General features: G+C 60.0%; 29 protein-coding genes and 1 pseudogene. 16 read left to right on the plus strand and 14 right to left on the minus strand.

What is annotated here, in order from left to right; translation table 11 throughout:
- Positions 1–22: 22 nt before the first annotated feature.
- The 3 genes from AC4PS6_RS27680 to AC4PS6_RS27690 all read left to right on the plus strand — a co-directional run bounded on the left by AC4PS6_RS27680 (position 23) and on the right by AC4PS6_RS27690 (position 3,561).
- Complete coding sequence (locus tag AC4PS6_RS27680; protein WP_336827150.1) at positions 23–919, plus strand: LysR substrate-binding domain-containing protein; 897 nt, start codon at positions 23–25, stop codon at positions 917–919.
- Positions 920–1,022: 103 nt separating this feature from the next.
- On the plus strand, positions 1,023–1,916 hold the full coding sequence (locus AC4PS6_RS27685; RefSeq protein ID WP_336827151.1) for an NAD-dependent epimerase/dehydratase family protein: 894 nt from the start codon (positions 1,023–1,025) through the stop codon (positions 1,914–1,916).
- Between the two features lie 199 nt (positions 1,917–2,115).
- Positions 2,116–3,561, plus strand: coding sequence for a SulP family inorganic anion transporter (locus AC4PS6_RS27690; protein WP_032902518.1), 1,446 nt, complete (start codon positions 2,116–2,118; stop codon positions 3,559–3,561).
- Between the two features lie 29 nt (positions 3,562–3,590).
- On the opposite strand, the gene AC4PS6_RS27695 is transcribed toward AC4PS6_RS27690, so the two are convergent.
- Positions 3,591–3,965 carry a lysozyme inhibitor LprI family protein gene (locus AC4PS6_RS27695; RefSeq protein WP_032902520.1) on the minus strand — a complete coding sequence of 125 codons (375 nt, stop codon included), beginning with the start codon at positions 3,963–3,965 and terminating at the stop codon, positions 3,591–3,593.
- A 189-nt stretch (positions 3,966–4,154) separates the two neighbouring features.
- Here AC4PS6_RS27695 and AC4PS6_RS27700 point away from each other — a divergent pair, with 189 nt between their 5' ends.
- Genes AC4PS6_RS27700 through AC4PS6_RS27715 form a run of 4 tightly spaced genes read left to right on the plus strand, consistent with a single transcriptional unit; the run spans position 4,155 to position 8,307 of the window.
- The gene (locus tag AC4PS6_RS27700; protein WP_336827152.1) at positions 4,155–5,558 is read left to right on the plus strand and encodes a GntT/GntP/DsdX family permease; all 1,404 of its coding nucleotides are present in this window, start codon (positions 4,155–4,157) and stop codon (positions 5,556–5,558) included.
- 25 nt (positions 5,559–5,583) lie between these two features.
- Positions 5,584–6,444, plus strand: coding sequence for a MurR/RpiR family transcriptional regulator (locus AC4PS6_RS27705; RefSeq protein ID WP_014719896.1), 861 nt, complete (start codon positions 5,584–5,586; stop codon positions 6,442–6,444).
- A gap of 1 nt (position 6,445) precedes the next feature.
- On the plus strand, positions 6,446–7,909 hold the full coding sequence (locus tag AC4PS6_RS27710) for an N-acyl-D-amino-acid deacylase family protein (RefSeq protein ID WP_020302506.1): 1,464 nt from the start codon (positions 6,446–6,448) through the stop codon (positions 7,907–7,909).
- A gap of 29 nt (positions 7,910–7,938) precedes the next feature.
- Positions 7,939–8,307, plus strand: a complete 369-nt coding sequence (locus AC4PS6_RS27715; RefSeq protein ID WP_336827153.1) for a glyoxalase superfamily protein — start codon at positions 7,939–7,941, stop codon at positions 8,305–8,307.
- A 609-nt stretch (positions 8,308–8,916) separates the two neighbouring features.
- Here AC4PS6_RS27715 and AC4PS6_RS27720 read toward each other — a convergent pair.
- Positions 8,917–9,780, minus strand: a complete 864-nt coding sequence (locus AC4PS6_RS27720) for a methyl-accepting chemotaxis protein (protein ID WP_370706066.1) — start codon at positions 9,778–9,780, stop codon at positions 8,917–8,919.
- A pseudogene (locus tag AC4PS6_RS27725) lies at positions 9,772–10,836 on the minus strand (methyl-accepting chemotaxis protein); the annotation flags it as partial. The pseudogene AC4PS6_RS27725 and the gene AC4PS6_RS27720, both read right to left, overlap by 9 nt.
- Positions 10,837–11,091: 255 nt before the next feature.
- Here AC4PS6_RS27725 and bamJ point away from each other — a divergent pair.
- Positions 11,092–11,709, plus strand: a complete 618-nt coding sequence (gene bamJ / locus AC4PS6_RS27730) for a BamJ family beta-barrel-assembly machinery protein (RefSeq protein ID WP_014719893.1) — start codon at positions 11,092–11,094, stop codon at positions 11,707–11,709.
- 60 nt (positions 11,710–11,769) lie between these two features.
- On the opposite strand, the gene AC4PS6_RS27735 is transcribed toward bamJ, so the two are convergent.
- From AC4PS6_RS27735 to AC4PS6_RS27745, 3 genes are all read right to left on the minus strand, one after another.
- Entirely contained in the window at positions 11,770–12,027 is a 258-nt protein-coding gene (locus AC4PS6_RS27735) for a PA4570 family protein (protein ID WP_005791321.1), read from the minus strand.
- A 160-nt stretch (positions 12,028–12,187) separates the two neighbouring features.
- Positions 12,188–12,529, minus strand: a complete 342-nt coding sequence (locus AC4PS6_RS27740) for a zinc ribbon domain-containing protein YjdM (protein ID WP_014719892.1) — start codon at positions 12,527–12,529, stop codon at positions 12,188–12,190.
- 170 nt (positions 12,530–12,699) lie between these two features.
- Entirely contained in the window at positions 12,700–13,668 is a 969-nt protein-coding gene (locus AC4PS6_RS27745) for a polyprenyl synthetase family protein (RefSeq protein WP_336827155.1), read from the minus strand.
- Positions 13,669–13,907: 239 nt separating this feature from the next.
- On the opposite strand from AC4PS6_RS27745, the gene rplU reads away from it, so the two are divergent.
- The 7 genes from rplU (at position 13,908) to AC4PS6_RS27780 (ending at position 19,444) form a co-directional block, all read left to right on the plus strand.
- Entirely contained in the window at positions 13,908–14,222 is a 315-nt protein-coding gene (rplU, locus tag AC4PS6_RS27750) for a 50S ribosomal protein L21 (protein ID WP_007950961.1), read from the plus strand.
- A gap of 34 nt (positions 14,223–14,256) precedes the next feature.
- Complete coding sequence (rpmA, locus tag AC4PS6_RS27755; RefSeq protein ID WP_003176049.1) at positions 14,257–14,514, plus strand: 50S ribosomal protein L27; 258 nt, start codon at positions 14,257–14,259, stop codon at positions 14,512–14,514.
- Positions 14,515–14,706: 192 nt separating this feature from the next.
- Positions 14,707–15,930 carry an Obg family GTPase CgtA gene (cgtA, locus tag AC4PS6_RS27760; RefSeq protein WP_003194084.1) on the plus strand — a complete coding sequence of 408 codons (1,224 nt, stop codon included), beginning with the start codon at positions 14,707–14,709 and terminating at the stop codon, positions 15,928–15,930.
- A gap of 109 nt (positions 15,931–16,039) precedes the next feature.
- Positions 16,040–17,158, plus strand: coding sequence for a glutamate 5-kinase (gene proB / locus AC4PS6_RS27765; RefSeq protein WP_019817476.1), 1,119 nt, complete (start codon positions 16,040–16,042; stop codon positions 17,156–17,158).
- A 16-nt stretch (positions 17,159–17,174) separates the two neighbouring features.
- Complete coding sequence (locus tag AC4PS6_RS27770; RefSeq protein WP_014719889.1) at positions 17,175–17,639, plus strand: CreA family protein; 465 nt, start codon at positions 17,175–17,177, stop codon at positions 17,637–17,639.
- Between the two features lie 102 nt (positions 17,640–17,741).
- Positions 17,742–18,224 carry a glutathione peroxidase gene (locus AC4PS6_RS27775; RefSeq protein ID WP_058410972.1) on the plus strand — a complete coding sequence of 161 codons (483 nt, stop codon included), beginning with the start codon at positions 17,742–17,744 and terminating at the stop codon, positions 18,222–18,224.
- Between the two features lie 116 nt (positions 18,225–18,340).
- On the plus strand, positions 18,341–19,444 hold the full coding sequence (locus tag AC4PS6_RS27780) for an NADH:flavin oxidoreductase (protein ID WP_014719887.1): 1,104 nt from the start codon (positions 18,341–18,343) through the stop codon (positions 19,442–19,444).
- A 379-nt stretch (positions 19,445–19,823) separates the two neighbouring features.
- On the opposite strand, the gene AC4PS6_RS27785 is transcribed toward AC4PS6_RS27780, so the two are convergent.
- Both AC4PS6_RS27785 and cysZ read right to left on the minus strand, forming a co-directional pair.
- Positions 19,824–21,002: a glycosyltransferase family 4 protein gene (locus AC4PS6_RS27785; protein ID WP_019817477.1), complete on the minus strand. Its 1,179-nt coding sequence runs from the start codon at positions 21,000–21,002 to the stop codon at positions 19,824–19,826.
- 54 nt (positions 21,003–21,056) lie between these two features.
- Positions 21,057–21,821: a sulfate transporter CysZ gene (gene cysZ / locus AC4PS6_RS27790; RefSeq protein WP_003194077.1), complete on the minus strand. Its 765-nt coding sequence runs from the start codon at positions 21,819–21,821 to the stop codon at positions 21,057–21,059.
- Between the two features lie 293 nt (positions 21,822–22,114).
- Here cysZ and trxB point away from each other — a divergent pair, with 293 nt between their 5' ends.
- Positions 22,115–23,077 carry a thioredoxin-disulfide reductase gene (trxB, locus tag AC4PS6_RS27795; protein WP_003194076.1) on the plus strand — a complete coding sequence of 321 codons (963 nt, stop codon included), beginning with the start codon at positions 22,115–22,117 and terminating at the stop codon, positions 23,075–23,077.
- Positions 23,078–23,247: 170 nt separating this feature from the next.
- Here the strand turns inward: trxB and AC4PS6_RS27800 are convergent, their stop codons facing one another.
- Genes AC4PS6_RS27800 through AC4PS6_RS27825 form a run of 6 tightly spaced genes read right to left on the minus strand, consistent with a single transcriptional unit; the run spans position 23,248 to position 26,171 of the window.
- The gene (locus AC4PS6_RS27800; protein WP_014719883.1) at positions 23,248–23,586 is read right to left on the minus strand and encodes a HopJ type III effector protein; all 339 of its coding nucleotides are present in this window, start codon (positions 23,584–23,586) and stop codon (positions 23,248–23,250) included.
- The gene (locus AC4PS6_RS27805) at positions 23,579–23,875 is read right to left on the minus strand and encodes a DUF1244 domain-containing protein (protein ID WP_014719882.1); all 297 of its coding nucleotides are present in this window, start codon (positions 23,873–23,875) and stop codon (positions 23,579–23,581) included. Before AC4PS6_RS27805 ends, AC4PS6_RS27800 begins: the two co-directional genes overlap by 8 nt.
- A gap of 15 nt (positions 23,876–23,890) precedes the next feature.
- On the minus strand, positions 23,891–24,262 hold the full coding sequence (gene folX, locus AC4PS6_RS27810; RefSeq protein WP_003194073.1) for a dihydroneopterin triphosphate 2'-epimerase: 372 nt from the start codon (positions 24,260–24,262) through the stop codon (positions 23,891–23,893).
- Positions 24,263–24,264: 2 nt separating this feature from the next.
- Positions 24,265–24,825: a GTP cyclohydrolase I FolE gene (gene folE / locus AC4PS6_RS27815; RefSeq protein WP_003194072.1), complete on the minus strand. Its 561-nt coding sequence runs from the start codon at positions 24,823–24,825 to the stop codon at positions 24,265–24,267.
- Between the two features lie 20 nt (positions 24,826–24,845).
- A complete protein-coding gene (gene folM, locus AC4PS6_RS27820) occupies positions 24,846–25,556 on the minus strand; it encodes a dihydromonapterin reductase (protein ID WP_133634300.1) in 711 nt (236 codons plus the stop codon).
- Positions 25,557–25,613: 57 nt separating this feature from the next.
- Positions 25,614–26,171, minus strand: a complete 558-nt coding sequence (locus AC4PS6_RS27825; RefSeq protein WP_336827156.1) for a putative antibiotic biosynthesis monooxygenase — start codon at positions 26,169–26,171, stop codon at positions 25,614–25,616.
- Positions 26,172–26,380: the final 209 nt, after the last annotated feature.

Consider the following 26,380-nt stretch of genomic DNA (forward strand, 5'->3'; position numbering starts at 1 on the left):
AGCCGTTAATGAAGGACTGCCCGTGAAAGCCCGTTCCGATGAGCTACAGATCTTCGTCAGCGTGATTGAATGCGGCTCGATTTCTGCCGCCGCCGAAAAGGTCGGGCAAACGCCGTCTGCGGTCAGCCGCACGCTGTCGCGCCTGGAAGCCAAGCTCGATACCACGCTGATCAACCGCACCACGCGACGCATGGACCTGACCGAGGAGGGCAAGTACTTCTTCGAGCAGGCCAAGCTGATCCTGGCGCAGATGGATGAGCTGGAAGAGCGCCTGTCCTCGCGCCAGAAAAAGCCGGCCGGGCGCCTGCGTATCAACGCCGCCGTGCCGTTCATGCTGCATGGGATCGTGCCGTACATCGCTGAATTTCGCAGCCTCTACCCGGATATCCAGCTGGAGCTCAACAGCGATGACTTGATCATCGACCTACTGGAGCAAAGCACTGACATCGCTATTCGTATCGGCGCCCTGGCTGACTCGACCCTGCATGCGCGCTCCCTGGGCAGCACGCCGCTGCATATCCTGGCCAGCCCCGACTACCTCAAGCAGTACGGCACGCCGACAACCGTTGCCGAGTTGGCTGATCACACCTTACTGGGCTTCACCCACACCGAGACCCTCAACCACTGGCCGCTGCGTCACGGCGAAGGTGACCGCTGGCTGATTCAGCCCGGCGTCAGTGCATCCAGTGGCGAAACCCTGCGCCAGTTGGCGCTGCAGGGGCAGGGCATTTGTTGCCTGTCGAATTTCATGACCGTCGCTGACATCGACGCCGGCCGCCTGGTGCCCATGCTGGAGGCGTCCAACAGCGGTTATCGCCAGCCGATCCACGCGGTGTTCTATCGCAACTCGCAATTGGCACTACGCATCCAGTGTTTCCTGGACTTTATTCAGGCCAAGCTGGCGCGCTATGCGCGCTGATTCGTGACCTGAGCGCAAGAGTGAATTGGGCCGCACGGGCTTATTCGGCAGCAGTGGGAGCTGGATACTGGGCGCATCACTTACCCAGTCAGGAGCAACCTCCATGAATGTATTCGTTACCGGTGCAGCAGGGTTTATCGGCGGTTCGATCGCCACCGGCCTGGTCAACGCTGGCCATGACGTCACCGGCTTGGTGCGCAGCGCCGAACAAGCCGCCGAAATGACCGCCCTGGGCATTACGCCGGTGATCGGCACCCTCGACGACGCAGCCGTATTGACCGAGCAGGCACAGAAGGCCGATGCGGTGATCAATGCTGCCAGCAGCGACCATCGCGCCGCTGTGGAAACCTTGCTGGCCGCCTTGAAAGGCTCGAACAAGCCGTTCCTGCATACCAGCGGGTCGAGCATTGTCGGTGATGCGTCGGGCGGCAAGGCCAGTGAGGTCATCTACTTCGAAAGCAATCTGCCTGAGCCGACCGTCGACAAGGCTGCCCGCGTGGCTATCGACAACCTGATCCTCGCGGCGGCCGCTGACGGCATCAATTCGGCGGTGATCTGCAACACCCTGATCTACGGCCACAGCCTGGGCGTGAAGCGTGACAGTGTGCAATTGCCGCGCTTGCTCAAGCAGGCGCGCAAAAGCGGAGTAGTGCGCCATGTGGGCAGCGGGCAGAACATCTGGTCCAACGTGCATATTGAAGACGTGGTCGCCCTGTATCTGCTGGCGCTGACCAAAAACGTTCCGGGTACTTTCTACTTTGTGGAAAGCAGCGAAGCGGCGTTTATCGACATGACCACGGCGATTGCCCAAGCGCTGAACCTGGGCAAACCACAGGATTGGCCATTGGCCGAGGCTGAGGCCGAGTGGGGGTATGAAATGGCCAATTACGGGTTGGGCTCCAACAGCCGCGTGCGCGGTAAACACGCTCGTGAACTGTTGGGCTGGGCGCCGAAGCGTACGTCGGTGGTGGAGTGGATTCGCAACGAGATGATTTGATGTTCGCTTAGCACCGCGGCGTGGCCATCGCGGGCAAGCCCGGCTCCCACATTTTTAAGGTGTGACCCCTATCAAATGTGGGAGCTGGCTTGCCTGCGAAAGAGGCGACTCGGTACCTCGGAGCTGACACTTCACTAGCCCCACCCGACGCAATTCCGTACCATTCCCCGCCTTATCCCCCGCAACTCCCTGGTACTCCATGAACCTCACCCGTCTGCGCGCCGACGCCCTGGCCGGCCTCACCACGTCTTTCGCCTTGCTGCCAGAATGCATCGCCTTTGCCTTGGTGGCTCATCTCAACCCGCTGATGGGCCTCTACGGTGCTTTCATCATTTGCACCCTCACCGCGTTGTTCGGCGGCCGGCCGGGCATGGTCTCGGGCGCCGCCGGTTCGATGGCGGTGGTGATCGTCGCGCTGGTGGTGCAACACGGTGTGGAGTATTTGCTGGCGACGGTATTGTTGGGCGGGTTGATCATGGTCGCTTTCGGCCTGTTGCGCCTGGGCAAGCTGGTGCGCATGGTGCCGCATTCGGTAATGCTCGGCTTCGTCAACGGCCTGGCGATCATCATTGCGCTGGCGCAATTGGAGCATTTCAAGAGCGGCGAAACCTGGCTCAGCGGCACGCCGCTGTACGTGATGGCCGGGCTGGTGGCAGTCACCATGGCCATTGTGTACCTGCTGCCGCGCCTGACCCGTGCCGTGCCGCCCGCGCTGGTGGCGATTCTGGGTGTGGGCCTGGCGGTATACCTGCTCGGTTTGCCGACCCGTACCTTGGGGGATATGGCGCACATCGCCGGTGGCTTGCCGACCTTCGCGCTGCCGCAGATTCCCTGGACCCTGGAAACCCTCGGCATCATCGCGCCCTACGCGTTTTTGATGGCGATGGTTGGCCTGTTGGAAACCTTGCTGACCCTCAATCTCACCGACGAAATCACTGAGACCCGTGGTTATCCTGACCGCGAAAGCGTGGCCCTGGGCGCGGCGAATATGGTCTCGGGTCTGTTTGGCGGCATGGGTGGTTGCGCGATGATCGGGCAAACCGTGATCAACCTCAGCTCGGGCGGGCGTGGGCGTTTCTCCGGGGCGTTTGCTGGGGTGATGATTCTGTTGTTCATTCTATTTCTGTCGCCACTGATCGAGCGGATCCCGCTGGCGGCGTTGGTGGGCGTGATGTTCGTGGTGTCGCAACAGACCTTCGCCTGGGCGTCGCTACGGGTGATCAACAAGGTGCCGCTCAATGATGTGCTGGTGATCATGGCGGTGACGATCATTACGGTGTTCACCGACCTGGCCACCGCTGTGCTGTGCGGTATCGTCATCGCCGCGCTGAACTTCGCCTGGCAGCAGGCGCGGGAACTGTACGCCGATGAACACCTGGAGGCCGATGGCAGCAAGCTCTATCGGCTGCACGGCACGTTGTTCTTTGCCTCAACCACGCCGTTTTTGAATCAGTTCGATCCGGCCAACGACCCGGCTCAGGTCACGCTGGATTGCCGTCACCTGAGCTTTGTCGACTATTCGGCGATTGCCGCCCTGATGACCCTGCGCGAGCGCTACACCAAGGCTGGCAAGCACCTGCGGGTACTGCATTTATCCGAGCGCTGCAAAAAACTGCTCAAGCGCGCCAAGGTTCATCACGACTGACGCCTTCTTCTGTAGGAGCGAGGTTGTTATTACGGCCCGACCAGGTCTTCCAGCTCCTGGGCGCGGGTCTGGGTCATGTCCAGCACGCAGCCTGAGCCGTTTACCTGATCAATCGTGCCGCCGGTGGCGCTGCCTGCGTAGGCGCAATTGGCGTCGCGGTATTTGATCCACAGGCGCTGCACGTCTTGCAGTTGCTGTTTGCGCGGGCCTTCCTGGGCGGCGAGGGCGGTTTTGTAGGCACGGTTCAGACGGTCGTCCTGCACCTTGGTTTGCCTGGCGTTGCAATTGACCATGTCGGCGGTGGTATTGGCGCTGTCCATGCATTTTTTCAAGGCAGGGTTGTCGGCGGCATAAGCGCTGCTGCACAAGAGCAGGACGCTGGCGGCAATTGTGGTGCGAATCATGAGCGGGTTCCTGGGCAATGGATGCGCAGTCTATGACTCAAGGGCGGCGTTTGAGTTTCCGCCTTCACTGATCTTCATGTAAGAACACCCTCCGAATTTTCATCCACCCACGTCGGGCATATCCCCAAGCGACAGCGCTTATCCGTGGGCGAAAATTACTTTCATAAAAATTGAAAATGCTCCTCGGGAATGATTTATGAGTTTCACAACCAATTCGACGTGACCCTTTCCGAGGAGTACCGCATGGCCGCATCACCGGGCTTCGGGCTGTTGGCATACGCTGCCATCGCCATCATTGCATTGATCGTGCTGATTGCACGCTACCGACTCAACCCCTTTATCGTGATTACCCTGGTGTCCATCGGCCTGGCGCTGATGGCCGGAATGCCGGCGGACACCATCATGGGTTCGTACGAGGCGGGTGTCGGCAAGACCCTGGGGCATATCGCCCTGGTGGTGGCGCTGGGTACCATGCTCGGCAAGATGATGGCCGAGTCCGGTGGCGCCGAGCAGGTGGCGCGCACGCTGATCAACCGCTTCGGTGAGCGCAATGCCCACTGGGCGATGGTGTGTATCGCGTTCCTGGTGGGGCTGCCGCTGTTTTTCGAAGTCGGCTTTGTGTTGCTGGTGCCGATTGCTTTTACCGTGGCGCGGCGCGTGGGCGTGTCGATCCTGATGGTCGGGCTGCCGATGGTCGCTGGCCTGTCGGTGGTGCATGCGTTGGTGCCGCCGCACCCGGCGGCAATGATGGCGGTGCTGGCCTATAACGCCTCGGTCGGGCAAACGGTGCTGTATGCGATCCTGATTGGCATCCCCACGGCGATCATTGCCGGGCCCGTCTACGCCAAGTTCATCGTGCCGCACATTCAGTTGCCGGCGCAAAACCCGCTGGAGCGTCAGTTCATCGAGCGTGAACCGCGTACGCGCCTGCCCAGCTTTGCGCTGACCATGGGCACCATCCTGTTGCCGGTGGTGTTGATGATGATCGGCGGCTGGGCCAACGTGATTTCTACGCCGGGCAGCGGTTTCAACCAGTTCCTGTTGTTTATCGGCAACTCGGTGATCGCCCTGTTGGTGGCGACCCTGGTGAGTTTCTGGACCTTGGGCCTGGCCCAGGGCTTCAACCGCGAGTCGATCCTCAAGTTCACCAACGAATGCCTGGCGCCGACCGCCAGCATTACCTTGCTGGTGGGCGCGGGCGGTGGGTTGAATCGCATCCTGGTGGACGCTGGTGTTACTCATGAAATCCTTGGCCTGGCTCATGCGTTCCAGTTGTCGCCGCTGGTGATGGGCTGGCTGTTCGCCGCGTTGATGCGCGTCGCCACCGGCTCGGCCACGGTAGCCATGGCCACCGCGTCCGGGGTGGTCGCGCCGGTCGCCTTGGGCCTGGGTTATCCACACCCTGAATTGCTGGTGCTGGCGACTGGTGCGGGCTCGGTGATCTTTTCCCACGTTAACGACGGCGGCTTCTGGCTGATCAAGGAATACTTCAATATGACGGTCATCCAGACCTTCAAGACCTGGACCGTACTGGAGACCCTGATTTCGCTGGTCGCCTTCGGTCTGACCTACGGCTTGTCCCTGGTGTTATGAGCCTGATTCTATAACCGGAGCCTGCATGGACATCCTCTACCAGATCCGCGCCCGCCAGGACTCGTTCAGCGCCGGCGAAGGGCGTATCGCCAAGTTGATGCTTGAAGATGTGGGCTTTGCCGCCTCGGCCAGCCTGGAGGCGTTGTCCCAGCGGGCCGAGGTCAGCACCGCGACCTTGTCGCGTTTTGCCCGCAGCGTTGGCTGCCGTGACTTGCGCGATTTGCGCCTGCAGCTGGCCCAGGCCAGTGGTGTGGGCAGCCGCTTCCTGGACCCGGCGGGGTTGCCGGAACAGTCGGCCTTTCATCGGCAAATTCTGGGCGATATCGAAGCGACGCTGCGCCAGCATTTGTCAGGTTTTAACCAGCACAGCTTTGTCGATGCGGTCAGTTTGCTGGGCAAGGCGCGGATGATTCATGCGTTCGGCATGGGCGGCCCCTCCAGCCTGTGCAGCGATGAATTGCAGGTGCGCCTGGTGCGTCTGGGCTACCCGATTGCGGCCTGCCATGACCCGGTGATGATGCGCGTCACGGCCGCGACCCTGGGCCCGCAACATGCCTTGATTGTCTGTTCCCTCACCGGCCGCACACCTGAATTACTGGATGTGGTGAAACTGGCGCGCAACTACGACGCACGGATCATTGCCATCACCCTCGCGGACTCTCCCCTGGCCGAATTGGCGGATGTCCTGCTGCCGCTGCAACCGGCGGAAACCAGTTTTATCTACAAACCCACCGCCGCCCGCTACGGCATGCTGCTGGCCATCGACCTGCTCGCCACCGAGCTGGCGCTGGCCCTGCCGGACGACAACCAGGAACGCCTGCGCCGGATCAAGCTGGCCCTGGATGATTACCGCGGCGGCCCTGACAGCCTGCCGCTTGGAGACTGATATGACGTACGACACGCTGATTCGCCAGGCGCTGATCATCGATGGCAGTAACACCCCAGGGTATGTCGCCGATGTGGGCGTGCACGCAGGGCGCATCCGCACGATTGGCGACTTGTCCACAGCCCGGGCCGAGCAAGTCATCGACGCCCATGGCCGCGTATTGGCGCCGGGTTTTATCGACGTGCACACCCACGATGACACGGTGGTGATCCGCCAGCCGCAGATGCTGCCCAAGCTCAGCCAAGGCGTGACCACGGTGATTGTCGGCAACTGTGGCATCAGCGCCTCGCCGGTGAGTTTGCGCAGCGACCCGCCGGACCCAATGAACTTATTGGGCAAGCGTGAGCAGTTCTGTTATCCGCGGTTCAGCGATTATCGCAACGCAGTGCAAGGCGCCGATCCGGCAGTGAACGTTGCCGCCCTGATCGGCCACACGGCGCTGCGCAGCAACCATATGGATGACCTGCATCGCACCGCCACGCCCTATGAAATCGCGGCCATGCGCGTGCAGTTGCAAGAGAGCCTGGAGGCCGGTGCCCTTGGGTTATCCACAGGCCTGGCCTACGCCAGCGCATTCAACGCCGAGACTGATGAGGTGTTGCAGCTTGTTGAAGAACTGACGGCCTACGGTGCGGTGTACACCACGCATTTGCGCAGCGAGTTCGAGCCGGTACTGGAGGCAATGGATGAGGCGTTTCTGATCGGCCGACATGCCAGGGTGCCGGTGATTATTTCCCACCTTAAATGCGCGGGTGCCGGTAATTGGGGGCGCAGTCCGCAGTTGTTGGCGGCTCTGCAAGCTGCAGCGGAAAATCATCCGGTGGGCTGTGATTGCTATCCCTATGCTGCCAGTTCCTCGACCCTGGACCTCAAACAGGTCACCGACGCGTTTCGCATCACCATCACCTGGTCGACACCGCACCCGCACATGGGCGGGCGCGATTTGCAGGACATCGCTGGCGAGTGGAACGTTTCGCTGTTGGAGGCCGCTCGCCGTTTACAGCCGGCAGGGGCGGTGTATTACGGGATGGATGAAGCCGACGTTCGGCGCATCCTTGCGCATCCGTTGTCAATGGTGGGCTCGGACGGCTTGCCTGAAGACCCGTTTCCTCATCCCCGCTTGTGGGGGGCCTTCCCACGGGTACTCGGGCATTTCAGTCGGGATGTCGGCTTGTTCCCTTTGCACACGGCGGTGCACAAGATGACCGGCTTGTCGGCGGCGCGCTTTGGGCTGGCCGAGCGTGGCGAGATCCGTGAAGGCTACTGGGCTGACCTGGTGTTGTTCGACCCCCTGCGGGTGCGGGATGTGGCGGATTTCACCGCACCGCAGCGCGCAGCTGAAGGGATTGATGGCGTGTGGGTCAATGGCGTATTGAGCTATCGCGATGGGCAGGCGAACGGCGCGAGAGCAGGCCGGTTCCTGGCGCGTAGCGGGGATTTGCGTGGTGGGTTTACGGCTCTATAGTGGGGCTTCTTTTATACGGAGCTGTCGCCATGCACTTAGGAAAAGTCGTCCCCATTCTGCGGATTTTTGTCGAGGTCAAAGCCTTGGAATTCTACGTCGACTTCCTGGGGTTCAAGGTCGATTGGCAGCATCGTTTCGAGGCGAATTTCCCGTTGTACCTTCAGGTCTCGCTGGGGGAGTGCGTGCTGCATTTGTCCGAGCATCATGGTGATGCTTCGCCGGGGGCGGCGGTGCGAATTCTGGCCCAAGGGGTCGATGCGTATCAGCAGCAGTTGCTGGGCAAAGAGTACCGATATGCCAAGCCTGGGGTTGAGGACACGCCCTGGGGTTCGCGGGAGATGAGTATCCGTGACCCGTTTGGGAATCGGCTGGTGTTTGTCGAGGACAGCGAGGTCTGAAGGGTAAATGGCAGGCAAAAAAAAACCGCCTTAGTAGGGCGGTTTTTTATTGCAAACCCAGTGAGTGGCTGGGGTTTGCTATCTCAAAGGACGCATTGACCCGCAGGTGGATACTAACTGCCGGTCACGTCGTCACGCAAGACGGAACGATGGCCGGCATGGATCCTTTAGGCATCTTCTCTTGCCTGATTTTGACTGCAAAAGCTTGCAATGAATCTATCGGCGATACTGGATATTTGACCACTGTTAGACACACCTTAGACGGGAATGTTGGTTAGGATCTTCCCCGTTCTGCGTTTGTCGCTTTTGGGGGGCCGGGTACGCGCGCGAATTCTGGACTGACCGCCACGGGCTAGTAATCCGTGCCGGATTGATGCGGAAGGCCTACTAGCCCGGCCACCTCAAAGGACGCATTGACCCGCGTCCAAAGGCTCACGTGTTCCGGTAAGTGCGCTGGAGGTAAGGCCCAACTCTAGGAGGGCCGAGTATGTCTAAGTTTGCACCTGTGGCGAGGGAGCTTGCTCCCGCTGGGGTGCGAAGCGCCCCTAAAAAACGGGACTGCTACGCAGTCCAACGGGAGCAAGCTCCCTCGCCACAGTGGTTGTGGTGCTACACCCGGAAATGACTGACCATCTGCTGTAACTGGCTACCCAATCGAGCCAGTTCCACACTCGACTTGGCCGTCTCATCACTGGCAGTCGCGGTCTGCTCGGACACATCCCGCACATTCACGATACTGCGGCTGATCTCTTCCGCCACGGCGCTTTGCTGTTCGGCGGCCGCTGCAATCTGCTGGTTCATCGACTGGATATTCGACACGGTGCGGGTGATGTTTTCCAGGGATACCCCGGCCTTGCGCGTCAGTTCGACACTGCTGTCGGTGAGGCTGCGGCTGTTGTTCATCACGCTGGCGACTTGTTGGGTGCCGTTCTGCAAGCCGGCCACTAGGCCTTCGATTTCTTCGGTGGACTTCTGTGTACGTTGCGCCAGGCCACGCACTTCGTCGGCGACCACGGCAAAGCCACGGCCGGCTTCCCCGGCACGCGCAGCTTCAATGGCGGCGTTAAGTGCCAGCAAGTTGGTCTGTTCGGCCACGGCCTTGATCACGTCCATCACGCTGCCGATCTTGTTGCTCTCTTGTTGCAGGTGCGTCATGGCGTCGGTGGAGCGCGCCACTTCGGCCGCCAGGCGTTCGATCTGGGCGATGGCTTCAGCCACCACTTTATCGCCTTCGCGGGCTTGGCCGTCGGCGTCGGAAGCGGCTTGGGAAGCCTGCTCGGCATTGCGCGCGACTTCTTGCACAGTGGCCGTCATTTCATGCATGGCGGTAGCGACCTGATCGGTCTCGATCTTCTGGCTGTTCACGCCGGCGCTGGTCTGCTCGGTCACCGCTGACAACTCTTCGGCGGCGCTGGCGATCTGAGTGACGCCATCGCGGATGCCGCTGATCAACTCGCGCAGGGTCGTGCCCATGCGCTGGATGCCTTGTTGCAGCACGCCCAGCTCATCACGGCGGGTTACCTGGATGTTGTGGCTCAAGTCACCCGAAGCGATGCGCTCTACCACCGCCAGGGTGTCCTGGATCGGGCGGGTGATCTGACGGGTGATGACCCAGGCGGCAATTACGCCAACCAGCAAAGCCAGCAAGGTGCTGATCAATTGCAGGCTGCGGGCCTGGGTGCTTTCAGCGTCGCGACGTTCCAGTTGAATGTCGTACAGCTTGTCGCTGATGGTCACGATATCGGCGCCCTGGGTGGTCATTTCGGCGCGGGCGGTGACGATGTTGGCGTTGGCTGCCTTGTAGCTCTGCACGGCGCTGCGGTAGGCACCGAGGGCGGTTTCCAGGGCCGACAATGCGCTTTGCTGACCGGTACCGAACGCCGCGCTGAGGTCCTTCAAACCGGCGACGGCTTTTTCCAGTTGCGCCGCAGCGCGGGCTTCGGTTTCTGCGTTGGGACTATTGGTATAGCCGCGCACTTCGTAGCGAGCTTGCTGGAACTCATTCTTGGCTTGGGTCACGGCCAGAAATTGCGTGAAGCGTTCCGGGCTATCCGGCGCCTGTTGCACACTGGTTTGCAGCGCATTGATTTGCGCGTTGGCGACATCGGCCTTGGCGCCCATGACGTCGCGCGCAGCGTTGCCATTGCGGTAGGCCTCGCGCATTTTGTTCAAGGACTGGCGGTAGGCGGTAATGACGGCTTTCTGGTCATTGAGCAGCTTGAGGTTTTCCGGGCTCTTGAAGCTATCCAGCAGCTTCTGTTGCTGAGCGGCGAAGGCATCGAGGCTGGTCTGTACGTTCTGCGCCACGGCTTCGTCGCCATTGGCCAGCATGTATTGCAAGCGCACGATGCGCAGCTTGGTCAGCGAGGCGTTGAGCTGGGTGATATCGCTCATCCAATTGCTACGGTCGATCAAGCCGCCGAGGCTGGTCCAGCCCGTGAGCGCCAGGACTGAAGTGAGGACCAACACCAGGCCGAAGCCCAGGCCGAGTTTGAGATTGACGCTGATGTTACCGAACCAGCTGTTCATCGAAAGCTCCTTGAAGAGTGATGTCTGTCTGCTGGACGGTGTGTTGTTGTTTGAGCCAGCCAAGATGTGTAGGGCTGTATCGGCGGCAAGGGACAATTCTGAAATACTTTTATTGCCGGGCGACGAAGGGTCATCGGCACGCTAATGCGATGCCGGGGTGGGGCTGATCATGGGCCGCTCTTGTGTGCTAGTCTGCGGGCCCTTTTAGTTCTGGGCAGCGCGGGAAACCGTGGTGTCCTACAGCGGAGCCTCTTCATGTCCGAAGTTAATCTGTCCACCGACGAAACCCGCGTCAGCTACGGTATCGGCCGTCAGTTGGGCGACCAACTGCGCGACAACCCGCCACCGGGCGTGAGCCTGGACGCAATCCTGGCCGGTCTGACCGACGCGTTTGCAGGCCAGCCGAGCCGTGTTGACCAAGAGCAAATGGCAGCCAGCTTCAAAGTGATCCGCGAAATCATGCAAGCCGAAGCCGCTGCCAAGGCTGAAGCTGCTGCGGGCGCTGGCCTGGCTTTCCTGGCAGAAAACGCCAAGCGTGATGGCATCACCACCCTGGCTTCCGGCCTGCAATTTGAAGTGCTGACCGCCGGTACCGGCGCGAAGCCGACCCGTGAAGACCAAGTGCGCACCCACTACCACGGCACCCTGATCGACGGCACTGTGTTCGACAGCTCCTACGAGCGCGGCCAACCTGCGGAATTCCCGGTGGGTGGCGTGATCGCCGGCTGGACCGAAGCCCTGCAACTGATGAATGCCGGCAGCAAATGGCGCCTGTACGTGCCGAGCGAACTGGCTTACGGCGCTCAAGGCGTTGGCAGCATCCCGCCGCACAGCGTTCTGGTATTCGACGTCGAGCTGCTCGACGTTCTGTAAGACCTGCTGATTACCTGTTGGGACGAACGCGTTCGCCCCAACAGGCATTTGCCAGTTTCTTCATGGATGGAACTTGCCATTCAAGTCGGTCGCCGGGCGCAACGCTCGTGCATAGCAGAACAGAAACAGATTCCTTACCACCTCCTTCAGCACCCCAGGCTCACTGGAACTCAGGCCATTCACGTCCAGATCGCCTTGGTCCTGTAGCTCGTTCAGCGCTTCTTCCTCAAGCACCGCACAGACTTCACCGGTTTCCCGATGCAGGATTCGCAGGTAAGGGTGGGGGCGATCCAGCCAGGCATCTATCAAATAAGTCATGGTCGTTCTCCTTGATGGGTTTCAATGAGAATAATTCTTATTCATAGAATAGCAAGCGTCTATTGGCAGTTTCTGGGTTTTTCTGTGTGGGTATTGCGTTCGATCAACGCAGAGGGCGAAACGCCATCCCGCGGCGGGCGCGGGATGGAATGCAGCAGGATCAGACTTTGCGTACGAACTCGGACTTGAGTTTCATCGGGCCGATCCCGTCGATCTTGCAGTCGATATCGTGGTCGCCGTCGCACAGGCGGATGTTCTTGACCTTGGTGCCGACCTTGACCACCAGGGAAGTGCCCTTGACCTTGAGGTCCTTGATCACGGTGATGGTGTCGCCGTCCTGCAGGACATTGCCCACAGCGTCTTTCTTCACGGTTTCATCACCAGCCACTTCGGCCTCGCCAGTGGCGGACCATTCATGGGCGCATTCCGGGCAGATCAGCTGGGCGCCGTCTTCGTAGGTGTATTCGGAATTGCATTTCGGGCAGGGAGGCAACGTGCTCACTAAAGCTCCTAGAAAGTCAGGGATGGCTAAAAGTCGCACATTATATAGGGTTTTAAACGCGGATGGGGTTGGACTCGTCCTAATGTGGGAGCTGGCTTGCCTGCGATAGCGGCAGTGAGTTCACTCCAGTCATCGCAGGCAAGCCAGCTCCCACATTAAACAGCGCGGAATCAGTGAGTACGGGCGACCGCAAACTCACTCAGCTCAACCAGGGCATCCCGGTATTCACTGGCCGGCAGCGCTTGCAGGCATGTGATCGCCCGCGCCACGTAGTCACGCGCCAGTTGCGCGGTGTACTTCAGGGAACCCGAAGCTTCTACAGCGGCACGGATGGCTTCCAGGTCTTCGATCCCGCCTTTCTGGATCGCCTTGCGCACCAGGGCGGCCTGTTCCGGCGTGCCTTCGCGCATGGTGTAGATCAGCGGCAAGGTCGGCTTGCCCTCGGCCAGGTCGTCACCGACGTTCTTGCCCAGGGTTTCGGCATCGCCCTTGTAGTCGAGCAGGTCATCCACCAGTTGGAACGCCACGCCCAGGTGATCACCAAAGGTACGCAGGGCTTCGGCCTGTTCGGCGGTGGCGCCACACAGCGCGGCAGCACTGTGGGTAGAGGCTTCGAAGAGCATCGCGGTTTTGCCGCGAATTACTTCCATATAGGTTTCTTCGGTGGTGCTGGCGTCGCGCACCTTGGACAGCTGCAACACTTCGCCTTCGGCGATGATGCGCGTGGCCTGTGAAAGAATCTTCATCACCGGCATCGAGCCCAGCTCGACCATCATTTCGAACGAGCGCGAATACAGGAAGTCGCCCACCAACACGCTGGGCGCATTGCCCCACATCGCGTTTGCAGTCTCGCGACCACGGCGCATGCCGGACATGTCGACCACGTCATCATGCAGCAAGGTGGCGGTGTGCAGGAATTCGATCGTGGCGGCCAGCAGGCGCAGGTCATCGCCTTGGCGGCCCAGGGCCTTGCCGCACAGCAACACTAATAAAGGACGCAGGCGTTTGCCGCCCGCCGACGTAATATAGTCGCCAATTTTGGAGACCAGCGGCACTTTAGACGTCAGCTGCTGTTTGATGATGCCGTCGACGGCGCTAAAATCGTCCGCGACCGCGCGGTAGAAAGCTTGGGGTTGCATCAGCGACAGTCGCTCCAGAAGGGTTGCGCGGCATGCTAGGACCCTGACCCCCGGGTGTCAAGGCGCGATAGACGGCCCCTTGCAAGCCTCCCATAGCTTGCGTACAATCGCGCACCCTGAACTTCCTGGGCAGCACCTGCCTTACGCAATTGCATTCGGGACGTCCATCCCATGCAGCCATGCCAGCCAATACCTCTTCTTATAAAGCGCTGGGTGAGCAGGATTATCGGAGAAATACCATGTCGTACGCAGTAATTGTTACTGGTGGCAAGCAATACAAAGTCGCCCCAGGTGAATACCTGAAGATCGAGAAACTGGAAGTCGCTACTGGCGAATCCGTTACTTTTGATCGCGTTCTGTTGGTCGCCAATGGCGATGACGTGAACATCGGCGCTCCAGTTGTTGCTGGCGCTACCGTTGTGGCTGAAGTGATCTCCCAAGGTCGTCACGATAAAGTCCGCATCATCAAGTTCCGTCGTCGTAAGCACCACATGAAGCGTATGGGCCACCGCCAGTGGTACACCGAGATCAAAATCACCGGTATTCAGGCTTAATTTCAGCCTAATTCCTCACTAGGAGAATTGACTCATGGCACACAAAAAAGCTGGTGGTAGTACCCGTAACGGTCGCGACTCAGAAGCCAAACGCCTTGGCGTGAAGATGTATGGCGGCCAGAAAATCATTCCGGGCAACATCATCGTGCGTCAGCGCGGCACCCAATTCCACGCCGGTTACGGTGTTGGCATGGGTAAAGATCACACCCTCTTCGCTAAAATCGAAGGCGTGATCAAGTTCGAAGTAAAGGGCGCGTTCAACCGCCGTTACGTGAGCGTTGTCGCAGCTTAATTGCGAGATCGCTGGAAAAGCCCTGTCTTGCGACGGGGCTTTTTCGTTTGTGGAGTGAGTCTCTTGCAAAGCTGTCTGTGATGAGCTCAGGCGCTGGTTTGCGGTCGCTGATTGAGGTCGCTGCGCTCATTTTTGCAAGAGTCTTATGTCTTGGTTTCTTAAGCTCGTCCATGCGGCGAGAGGCGTTTTGTTATGAAGTTCGTTGATGAAGTTTCCATCCGAGTAAAAGCAGGCGACGGCGGTAACGGTTGCATGAGTTTCCGTCGCGAAAAATTCATCGAAAACGGTGGCCCGAACGGCGGTGACGGCGGTGACGGCGGTTCCATCTACATGATGGCCGACGAAAACCTCAACACCCTGGTCGACTACCGTTACACCCGGCACTTCGATGCCGAGCGTGGCTCCAACGGCGGCAGCACCGACTGCACCGGTAAAAAAGGTGAAGACCTGGTACTGCGCGTACCGGTCGGCACCACGATCATCGACTCCGCGACCCAGGAAGTGATTGGCGACCTGACCAAGGCCGGCCAGAAACTGATGGTTGTGCAGGGCGGCTGGCACGGTTTGGGTAACACCCGATTCAAGTCCAGTACCAACCGTGCACCACGCCAGACCACGCCGGGCAAGCCGGGCGAGCAGCGCGACCTGAAGCTGGAAATGAAAGTACTGGCGGACGTGGGCCTGCTGGGCCTGCCGAACGCGGGTAAAAGTACCTTCATTCGTTCGGTATCGGCCGCCAAGCCGAAAGTGGCCGACTACCCGTTCACGACCCTGGTGCCAAACCTGGGCGTGGTCAGCGTAGACCGCTGGAAAAGCTTCGTAGTCGCCGACATTCCTGGCTTGATCGAAGGCGCTTCCGACGGCGCGGGCCTGGGTATTCGCTTCCTCAAGCACTTGTCCCGTACCCGTTTGCTGCTGCACCTCGTCGACATGGCACCGCTGGATGACACCAGTGCCGCCGATGCCGCCGAAGTCATCGTCAGCGAACTGACCAAGTTCAGCCCGGCCCTGGCCGAGCGCGATCGCTGGTTGGTACTGAACAAGTGCGACCAGATCCTTGAAGAAGAGCACGAAGAGCGCGTCAAGGAGATCGTTGATCGCCTGGAGTGGGAAGGCCCGGTCTACGTCATCTCGGCCATCGCCAAAGAAGGCACCGAGCGCCTGACGCGCGACATCATGCGTTACCTGGAAGACCGTGCCGACCGCCTGGCGGCCGACCCGGTGTACAAGGCCGAACTCGCCGAACTCGACCAGCAGATCGAAGACGAAGCCCGTGCCCAGTTGCAGGCCCTGGACGACCAGCGCGCCCTGCGCCGCAGCGGCGTGAAGTCAGTCCACGACATCGGCGACGATGATTGGGACGAAGAAGACGTGGATGATGAAGATGGCCCGGAAATCATTTACGTGCGTGACTGATCCGTTGCGATAAACTTGAACGCCGCTCCCTGGAGCGGCGTTTTGGTATCCGGGTATAACGTTATGGGCAGCGCTGGGTCGCGCGGCCCTCACTCTAAGGTTGAAGATGATGCGGAGCAAAGTGACAGGTGCGCAGCGCTGGGTCGTGAAAATCGGCAGTGCGCTGTTGACGGCGGATGGCAAGGGTCTGGACCGCGCAGCCATGAGCGTCTGGGTCGAGCAGATGGTGGCCTTGCATGAAGCAGGCGTTGAGTTGGTATTGGTGTCGTCCGGAGCGGTTGCCGCCGGGATGAGCCGCCTCGGCTGGACCGCGCGACCCAGCGCGATGCACGAACTGCAAGCCGCTGCCGCCATCGGCCAGATGGGCCTGGTGCAAGCCTGGGAGTCCAGCTTTGCCGAGCACGGTCGCCACACGGCGCAGGTGCTGCTGACCCACGACGACCTGTCCGACCGCAAGCGCTACCTCAACGCCCGCAGCACCTTGCGCGCGCTGGTGGAACTCAAGGTCATCCCGGTCATCAACGAGAACGACACCGTGGTCACCGACGAAATCCGCTTCGGTGACAACGACACCCTGGCCGCCCTGGTGGCTAACCTGGTAGAGGCCGACCTGTTGGTGATCCTCACCGACCGCGATGGCATGTTCGACGCCGACCCGCGTAACAACCCCGATGCCCAGCTTATCTACGAAGCCCGCGCCGACGACCCTGCGCTGGATGCGGTCGCCGGCAGTGTCGGCGGTGCCCTGGGCCGCGGTGGCATGCAGACCAAACTGCGCGCCGCTCGCCTGGCCGCGCGTTCCGGTGCCCACACCATCATCGTCGGCGGGCGCCTGGAGCGCGTGCTGGATCGCCTCAAGGCCGGTGAGCGCATTGGTACGCTGCTGTCGCCGGAACGCGGCATGTTGGCCGCGCGCAAGCAGTGGCTGGCCGGGCATCTGCAAACCCGTGGCACCTTGGTGTTGGACGCGGGAGCCGTATCGGCCTTGTCCCAGGGCAACAAGAGCCTGCTGCCGGTGGGTGTGAAGTTGGTACAGGGCAGCTTCCGCCGTGGCGAGATGGTGGTGTGCGTTGCGCCAGACGGTCGTGAGATAGCGCGCGGCCTGGCCAACTACAGCGCCCTGGAAGCACAGAAGATTATTGGACAATCCTCCGACGCCATTGTCGGACTCTTGGGTTATATGGCAGAACCGGAACTGGTTCACCGCGACAACCTGATCCTGGTTTAACCATAGGAAATACACGATGCGCGTGATAAAGGGATTGCTCGGCCTGCTGTTGGCCATGCCGCTGCTGGCTTCGGCCGAAGAAGTCGGCCAGGTGTCGACAGTGTTCAAGTTCGTCGGCCCCAACGACCGGATTGTGGTTGAAGCGTTTGACGACCCCAAGGTCGATGGCGTGACGTGCTACTTGTCCCGCGCCAAGACCGGCGGGGTAAAGGGCGGGCTGGGTCTGGCCGAAGACCGTGCCGAGGCCTCGATCGCTTGCCGCCAGGTGGGCCCGATCCACTTCAAGGGTGAACTCAAGGACGGCGACGAAGTGTTCAAGGAGCGCACCTCGCTGGTGTTCAAGACCATGCAGGTGGTGCGTTTCCTCGACAAGAAGCGCAACACCCTGGTGTATCTGGTCTACAGCGACCGCTTGATCGAAGGCAGCCCGCAGAATGCGGTGACGGCGATCCCGATTTTGCCCTGGCCGACCGCTCAGTAACCTGCAGGCGAGTTTCGTCACCGGCGTCTATGATTGCAGCCTTTCGGGTTGTAAGCTCCGAAGGGCTGCAATGCAAAGAACATGGGATATCTGGAGTTCGTCATGAGTGCTTTCCACGATCTGAAACTCAAAGCCTTGGACGGACAAGCGCTACCGCTGGCGCCTTTCAAGGGCCAAGTCGTGCTGGTGGTGAATGTGGCGTCCAAATGTGGTTTGACCCCGCAATACGCGGCGCTGGAAAACCTCTACCAGCAGTACAGGGGCCAAGGGTTCACAGTGCTCGGCTTGCCATGCAACCAGTTTGCAGGCCAGGAGCCCGGCACCGAGCAGGAGATTCAGCAGTTCTGCAGCCTGAACTACGGCGTGACCTTTCCACTGGGCAGCAAGATCGAGGTCAACGGCCCTGATCGGCACCAGCTGTACCGCTTGCTGGCGGGCGAGGGCGCTGAGTTTCCTGGGGATATCACCTGGAACTTCGAGAAATTCCTGTTGGGTAAGGATGGCCGGGTACTTGCGCGTTTCTCGCCCCGTACGCCCCCAGAAGATCCCTCCATCATCCAGGCCATCGAAAAAGCCCTGAGTTGACGCCTACAGGTATTCGGGCGCTTCTATACCTTAATCATTTAGATCAATAGTACTTTGAGAGACGCTCTGCTCTCCATATTATCCACGTCATAAATTTCTCAGCCGTGGAGCGCTCCATGCCCGTCCAAGCCTTGTTCAAACCCTTCCAGCTCGGTGCATTGCAATTGTCGACCCGCGTGGTCATGGCGCCCATGACCCGCTCGTTCTCCCCAGGTGGCGTACCCAACTCGAAAGTCATTGAGTACTACCGTCGCCGTGCCGCTGCCGGTGTGGGCTTGATCATCACTGAAGGCACCGTGGTCGGGCACCCAGCCTCCAACGGCTACCCCAACGTGCCGCATTTTTACGGTGAAGCCGCCTTGGCCGGCTGGAAGAAAGTGGTCGATGCAGTCCACGCCGAAGGCGGCAAGATTGTCCCGCAACTGTGGCATGTGGGCAGTGTGCGCCGTATCGGCACTGAACCTGACGCCAGCGTGCCGGCTTATGGCCCGATGGAAAAGCTCAAGGACGGCAATGTCGTTGTGCACGGCATGACCAAACAGGACATCACGCAGGTGATCAACGCCTTCGCCCAAGCGGCCAAGGATGCCCAGGCGATCGGCATGGACGGCGTGGAAATCCACGGTGCCCACGGCTACCTCGTCGACCAGTTTTTCTGGGAAGGCAGCAACCAGCGCACCGACGAATACGGTGGCAGCCTGGCCAACCGCTCGCGCTTTGCCATCGAACTGATCCAGGCGACCCGCGCCGCTGTCGGCCCGGATTTTCCGATCATCTTGCGTTTCTCCCAGTGGAAGCAGCAGGACTACACCGCGCGCCTGGTACAAAGCCCTGAAGCGTTGGGTGAGTTCCTCAAGCCATTGTCTGACGCTGGCGTGGATATTTTCCACTGTTCCACCCGTCGTTTCTGGGAGCCGGAATTTGAAGGCTCGGACCTCAACCTGGCCGGCTGGACGCGTCAGCTCACCGGCAAGCCAACCATCACGGTGGGCAGCGTGGGCCTGGATGGCGAGTTCCTGCAGTTCATGGTCAACACCGACAAAGTCGCCCAGCCTGCCAGCCTGGAGAAACTGCTGGAGCGCCTGAACAACGATGAGTTCGACCTCGTGGCAGTGGGCCGTGCATTGCTGGTGGACCCGGATTGGGCGGTGAAGGTGCGCGAAGGGCGTGAAGGCGACATCCTGCCCTTCAGTCGTGAGGCGTTGACGACCTTAGTGTAAGGACTCGGACTCCCTGTGATGGGGCACAGGGAGTTCTGTTGCTTTAGTGATTAATACTCTGGCCGCTTATTCAGCTCTTTGTGATGATCAGTCTTGAGCCCATCTTTGTGCCCAGGCTGGCCGTAGGTTGGCGGTTCTGCACGGGATTGATCCAGCCATTGTTGCTGGCGTGTCCACTCCGCGGTTGGCATGTTGACGCCATTGCGTACACCCATTCCATAAATTGGCATTGTTCATTATCTCCATATTCAAAGGGCCTGCTTGATCGGCAGGTCTCTATGATTGGCGTTACGCAACCGTTGGTTCCCGGTTTAAATACCAGGCAAAACTTGAGTGGCCGGTAGCAGGCTGGCCATGCGTTTGATCATTGACCGATTGTTCAGCGCACGTAAGGTTGCGTTGGAAGGTCAAAACTCTCCCCGCACACCCCACGTAACTGATGCTCGAATTGCTCGACAATCGCTGGCCAGCCTTGGCGGCTTGCGTGTTGACGGGCATTGAGGCGCATACGGCGTAAACCTTCTGCGTCCTCCAGCAGCCAATTGGCGGCATCGCAAAACGCATTTTCATCCCCCGGCATCGCCAGCACCCCGTTATAGCCATGACGAATATGCTGGGTGGCGGCTGCCTGGTCGTAGGCCACAACTCCCAGTCCTGAAGCCATGGCCTCCAAAACCACATTACCGAATGTTTCGGTCAGGCTGGGGAACAGGAACACATCGCCGGATGCGTAATGACGAGCCAGTTCTTCACCGCGCAAAGCACCGCAGAAAATGGCGTCGGGAAGGTCTTTCTCCAGCATGGCTCGTTGCGGCCCATCACCAACGATGATCAGTTTCATCTGACGCAGTGGGTATCTGTCTTGCAAGGTCTCGAAACAGCGCTTGAGCAGTCCCAGGTTCTTTTCCTGCGCCAGTCGTCCTACATGCAGTACTGCGATTTGCTCATTATTCAATGCCCAGCGTTCGCGCAGAGTGCTGTCGCGTTTGGCGGGGTGGAACAGTTGGCTGTCGACGCCTCTGGCCAACATCCCCAAGCGCTCAAAATGCCGACGCTCCAGTTCCAGACGCTGACTGGCGCTCGGTACCAGGGTCAGGCTCGAGCGGTTGTGAAACCAGCGCAGGTAATGGGTGACCACGCGACTGAGCAGGCTCAAGCCGTACTGGTTCGAATACTGCTGAAAGTTGGTATGAAAGCCGCTGACGACGCTGATTCCCAACCGCCGAGCCGCCCGCAAAGCGGATAATCCCAGCGGCCCTTCCGTGGCGATATACAACACATCCGGGCGCTGCCGGCTCCAGCGTCGGAGCAGTTTTCGCATCGACGATTGGCCCCATTGCAGCCCTGGGTAACCGGGTAATGGCCAGCCGCGGCACAGCAGCAGTTGATCGTCACTTGATCGGCTCTTATCGGTGTTCTGACGTGGGCGCACCAGCTCGACCTGATGGCCGCGTGAGCGCAAGCCCTCGCACAGGCGGCCAAGGGTATTGGCCACCCCGTTGATTTCCGGCGGGAAGGTTTCGGTAATGAGGGTGATGTGAAGCGAGGCTGTCGTCATGACCCACAGTGTCGGCGTGGGCCATGTCGCCATTGTGTCAGTGCGATGATGGATTTATGACTTGACCACCGCTTGCTGCGCCATCGCTTCGGCGCCTTGCTCACGCACCCAGAACAACGTCGCCCCGGCCACCGCCGCTGGCATCATTAACAGGTTGACCACCGGCACCAGCAGCACCAGGTAAACAATGCCGCCAAAGCTCATGCTCTGCCAGCGCTTCTGGCGCAGCCAGGCGAGCATTTCGTTCCAGCCCAGCTTGTGGTTGTCGGCCGGGTAGTCGATGTACTGGATCGCCATCATCCACACGCCAAACAACAGCCACAACGGCGCCGCGATCAGGTTGACCACTGGGATGAACGACAGGATAAACAGGCCGATGGCACGTGGCAGGAAGTAACCCAGCTTGCGCATCTCCCGCGCCAGGGTGCGTGGGACCATGGCGGCCAGTTCGGCCCAACTGAACGGCGGGAAGTCGTCGGTGCCACGTACCACGACCTCGACCTTCTCGGCGAGAAACCCGTTGAACGGCGCGGCGATGATATTGGCGAGCATGGTGAACGTGAAAAACACCATCAGCACCACCAGCACAACAAACAGCGGCCACAACAGGTAATTCAAAAAGCCTAGCCAGTGGGGCAGCGTCGGCATCAAGCTATCGACCCACAGGCTGAACTGATGGCCGGCGAAATAGATCAACCCGACGAACAGCACCAGGTTGATCGCCAACGGCAGCAACACGAACAGGCGCAGGCCAGGGCTCAACACCAGTTTGAGGCCTTCACGCAGGTATTGCGGGCCGGAAAGAGCAGGGGCGGGCATGGAATACTCCGAGCAAAATGGCGAACGCGCCGACCTTACCGGCTTTGCACCTGTTGTGAAAGCGCGGGCAGGTAGGCGACATCCAGGGTTACAAAGGTGTCGATTAACTTAATTGCGCACATAGAGAACACCTATGAGCTGGATTGTTAATGCGTATTTCCTTAATCTTGCCCCCCTCGATACGCTGCACCCATTATTTTCAGGACCTGGCGAGTCAAAGCCTTCCCCAAGTGCTTCGCGGTCCTTTTTTATTCCCGCCGCCCTGTGGTTTGGGCGGTCGGTAGGAGTGAGTCATGTCTGATACCCGTCATTCCCGAGTGATTATTCTCGGTTCCGGCCCTGCCGGTTACAGCGCCGCTGTCTACGCTGCCCGGGCCAATCTCAAGCCGCTGCTGATCACCGGCATGCAGGCGGGCGGTCAGTTGACCACCACTACTGAAGTCGACAACTGGCCTGGCGATGTCCACGGCTTGACCGGCCCGGTGCTGATGGAGCGGATGAAAGAGCACGCCGAGCGCTTTGAAACCGAGATTGTCTTCGACCATATCAACAAGGTCGACTTCTCGAAAAAGCCTTACAGCCTGACCGGTGACAGCGGTGTGTATACCTGCGACGCGCTGATCATCGCCACCGGCGCCAGTGCGCGTTACCTGGGCCTGCCTTCGGAAGAAGCGTTCATGGGCAAGGGCGTTTCGGCCTGCGCCACTTGCGATGGTTTCTTCTACCGCAACAAGCCGGTTGCCGTGGTCGGCGGTGGCAACACTGCTGTGGAAGAGGCGCTGTACCTGGCCAACATCGCCAGCACCGTGACCCTGGTTCACCGCCGCGAGACCTTCCGCGCCGAGAAGATCCTGATCGACAAGCTGCACGCCCGTGTCGCCGAAGGCAAGATCATCCTCAAGCTCAACGCCACCCTGGATGAAGTCCTGGGCGACAACATGGGAGTGACCGGTGCCCGTCTGAAAAACAACGACGGCAGCTTCGACGAGCTGAAAGTCGACGGTGTGTTCATCGCCATCGGCCACACCCCGAACACCTCGCTGTTCGAAGGCGTGCTGGAAGCCAAAGACGGGTACCTGGTGGTGCAAGGTGGCCGTGAAGGCAATGCGACCGCGACCAACATCGAAGGTATCTTCGCTGCCGGCGACGTGGCAGACCACGTCTACCGCCAGGCCATCACCTCGGCCGGCGCCGGTTGCATGGCGGCCCTGGATGCCGAGCGTTACCTCGACGGTTTGAAGGACGCTTCGTTCTAAACCTGTGAAATTGAAAAAACCGGCGAAAGCCGGTTTTTTTATGCCTGCGATCTAGCCGAGACACCGCAAAACAAATGTGGGAGCTGGCTTGCCTGCGATAGCGGTGTGATAGTCACCACCGCCCTCGCGGGCAAGCCCGGTTCCCACATTGAGCGGGGTTGATTATTAAATCAGCGGCGAGTCAGAGGCTGTTCAGCAAACTTCACTGCGGCCAGCCCATGGGCAATCAACGCTCGGATATTGCCATGGTCACTGCCCTCAGGCGTCGCCACCACCGACCGATAATGCTCACCAAACGCTAGCAGTGCTTCCTTATCACTCAACCCTTCCAGCAGCGCCAAACCCAGGGTCTTGCACGAACCTTCGTTCTGTCCGGCAGCGTTTTCCACACCGCCGTTGGTGAAAGCTTGCGGCTGGTAGTTGTAACCGGCCGCGACGAACGCCAGGGTGTCGGCAAAGAGGTGTTCGCCACTGTTGAGGCTGGCGCGCAGGGTGTTCAAATCAGTCATGAGGCTTTCCTTTGGCAAACGCGGCCTGTTGGTCGGCGTTGGCTTCTTGCTGGTATTGGGCTTTCCACTCGGCGTACGGCATGCCGTACACCACTTCACGGGCCTCATCGAGGCTGACCTCGATCTGGCGTTCGTCGGCCTCGGCCTTGTACCACTTGGACAGGCAGTTGCGGCAGAAGCCGGCGAGGTTCATCAGGTCGATATTCTGCACATCCTTGCGGCTGTCCAGGTGGGCCACCAATCGGCGAAAGGCGGCGGCTTCGAGTTCGAGGCGTTGTTGGTCGTTCATAGGGCTCACTTAGTATCAGCGGCTGGCGGCCAGAGTGATCGAAACCGACTCGGCAAAGCGCAGCGCGTGGGGCTTGTCCACTTCGACTTCGGCGTACAGCACCGATTCGTTGCTCATCACCAGGTCCAGCAGTTCCTGGGTCAGGCGCTCCAGCAGGGCAAAGCGATTGCCTTCGACGTGAGCGATGATGGCCTTGGTGATGGTGCGGTAGTTCAGGGCGTGGTCGATGTCGTTGTCACGCACGGCTTCCTGGGCGGCATACAGGATGGTCAGGTTGATCAGCACATCCTGTTTGTTGAGGATTTCGTCCTCGTTGATGCCGATAAAGGTGCGCAGGCACAGGTCCTTGACCCGGATACGCGCCATGCCTGGTTGAAGTTGTGGCATTGCTACTTGCTCCGTCCAATCAGTTGCAGGAACTCCATGCGGGTGGTGTTCGACTCGCGAAAGGCGCCGAGCATCACCGAGGTGTTCATGGTTGAATTCTGTTTCTCCACGCCGCGCATCATCATGCACATGTGCTTGGCTTCGATCACCACCGCCACGCCGGCGGCCTGGGTCACGTCCTGGATGGCGTCGGCGATTTGCCGCGTGAGGTTTTCCTGGATCTGCAGGCGCCGGGCGAACATGTCGACAATGCGCGCCAGTTTTGACAGGCCCAGCACCTTGCCGGTCGGAATATAGGCCACATGGGCCTTGCCGATGAAGGGCAGCAGGTGATGCTCGCACAACGAATACAACTCGATGTCCTTGAGGATCACCATCTCGTCATTGTCGGACGCGAACAGTGCGCCGTTGACGATTTCTTCCAGGTTCTGCTCATAGCCATGACACAGGTACTGCATGGCCTTGGCGGCACGCTTGGGCGTGTCGAGCAGGCCCTCGCGCTGCGGGTCTTCGCCCAGGCCCTTGAGGATCTCGCGGTAATGGTGGGGCAGGGATAAGGTCATACAACATCCTCGCAAACGGCTTACTTGATATGCCGCCCGCCGTTGACGGTCAGGGTGGTACCGGTGACATAGGGATTGTCCAGCAGGTAACGCACGCTCTGGTAGATCACCTCGGGCCCGGGCTCGATGCCCAGGGCCGACTTGGCCAGGACTTTGGCGCGATAGGCCGCGTCATCGCCTTCGTTGAACATCACCATCGCCGGTGCGATGCCGTTGACCTTGATCAGCGGCGCGAACTGTGCGGCAAACGATAACGTGAGGCTGTCCAGCCCGGCCTTGGTGGCGCAATAGGCGATGTGCTGCCGGCTGCCCTTGCGCACCACGTCGTCGCTGATATGCACGATATCGGCGGGTGTCGAGCGTTGCAGCAAAGGTGAACAATGCAGGTTGATCAGGTACGGCGCAAGCATGTGCACGCTGAACATGTCGATAAAGGCACGGCTTTCGTCGCCCGGGGTTTCGGCGACCCAGGCTGAAGCGTTGTGGATGATTGCTCGCAGGCTTTGAGTATGGGTTTTGACTGCGGCAATGAAAGCCAGCACTCCGGCTTCGCTGGAGAAATCGGCAAACACGCCGATGGCACCGCGCTCACGCAGCGCCTGCACGCCGGGGCGTTCGCTGCGGTAGCTGAACATCACCGCTTGGCCTTCATCCAACAGGCGCTCGGCACAATGCAGGCCGACACGCTGGCCGGCACCGGTGATCAGGATCGGAGCGTTGGTTGCATTCATGGGAGGCTCAAGTCGCTGGCAGGCTCAAACTATACCAGCGCGCCGGCCTCCCTGTACTCAAGCGGCGGCTTCAGTGACTTTGCGAGGGGGCGAAGGGTGCAGCCAGTTCGCCAACAGATGGGTCGACAGCGGTATAAAGAAATAAACCATCAACGGGGTCAGCGCTGCGGTGCTCACCAGTACGCGGCTGAACAGGTCCAACTCGCTGAGCAGCGGCCCCAGGCCGAAGTTGAACAGCAGCGATACCGGGAAAAATGCCAACCAGATGGCCACCGCCTGTTTCCAGCGTGGCGGGCGGGCACCCACTGCGCCAAACCAGCCATCGATACCGCTGACGCGGTGTTCCGACGGGTCGGCAAACAGCTCGCTGCCTCGGCTCAGCCACGCGCTGCGCGACGCGGAGAATTCCCAGGCATGCAGGGTTTTTTCATCGGCAAAGCGGAAGATGATCTGGAACTCATCATCATGGGGTGGCGGGGCCAGCACGCCGGAACCCAGGTAACCGGGGAAGTCAGTCGCCAATTGCTCGCCTTCACGCAGCCAGGCCATCAGTTCTTCGTAGCGACCTTTGGCCACGCGGCGCGCAACCATCAAGGTGACGGGTGAGGTAGACATCGTATATCTCCAAATCAGCAAGTGCGCCGAGCCGGGTAGGCTGTGCACGAACGAGGCTGCGGGGTGGTGCAGCGACGCAAAAGAACAGGCAAGGATTATTCCGGATTTGCCCAAATACGCCAGAAACTTCGGATGGATCGCCGTAGATCTTGAATCATGCAGTTCAATCGGCGTTAAATGGTGTTCAAATTCATACAAGTTTTTTGACC

The organism is Pseudomonas sp. DW-iso17 (genome assembly GCF_058725345.1).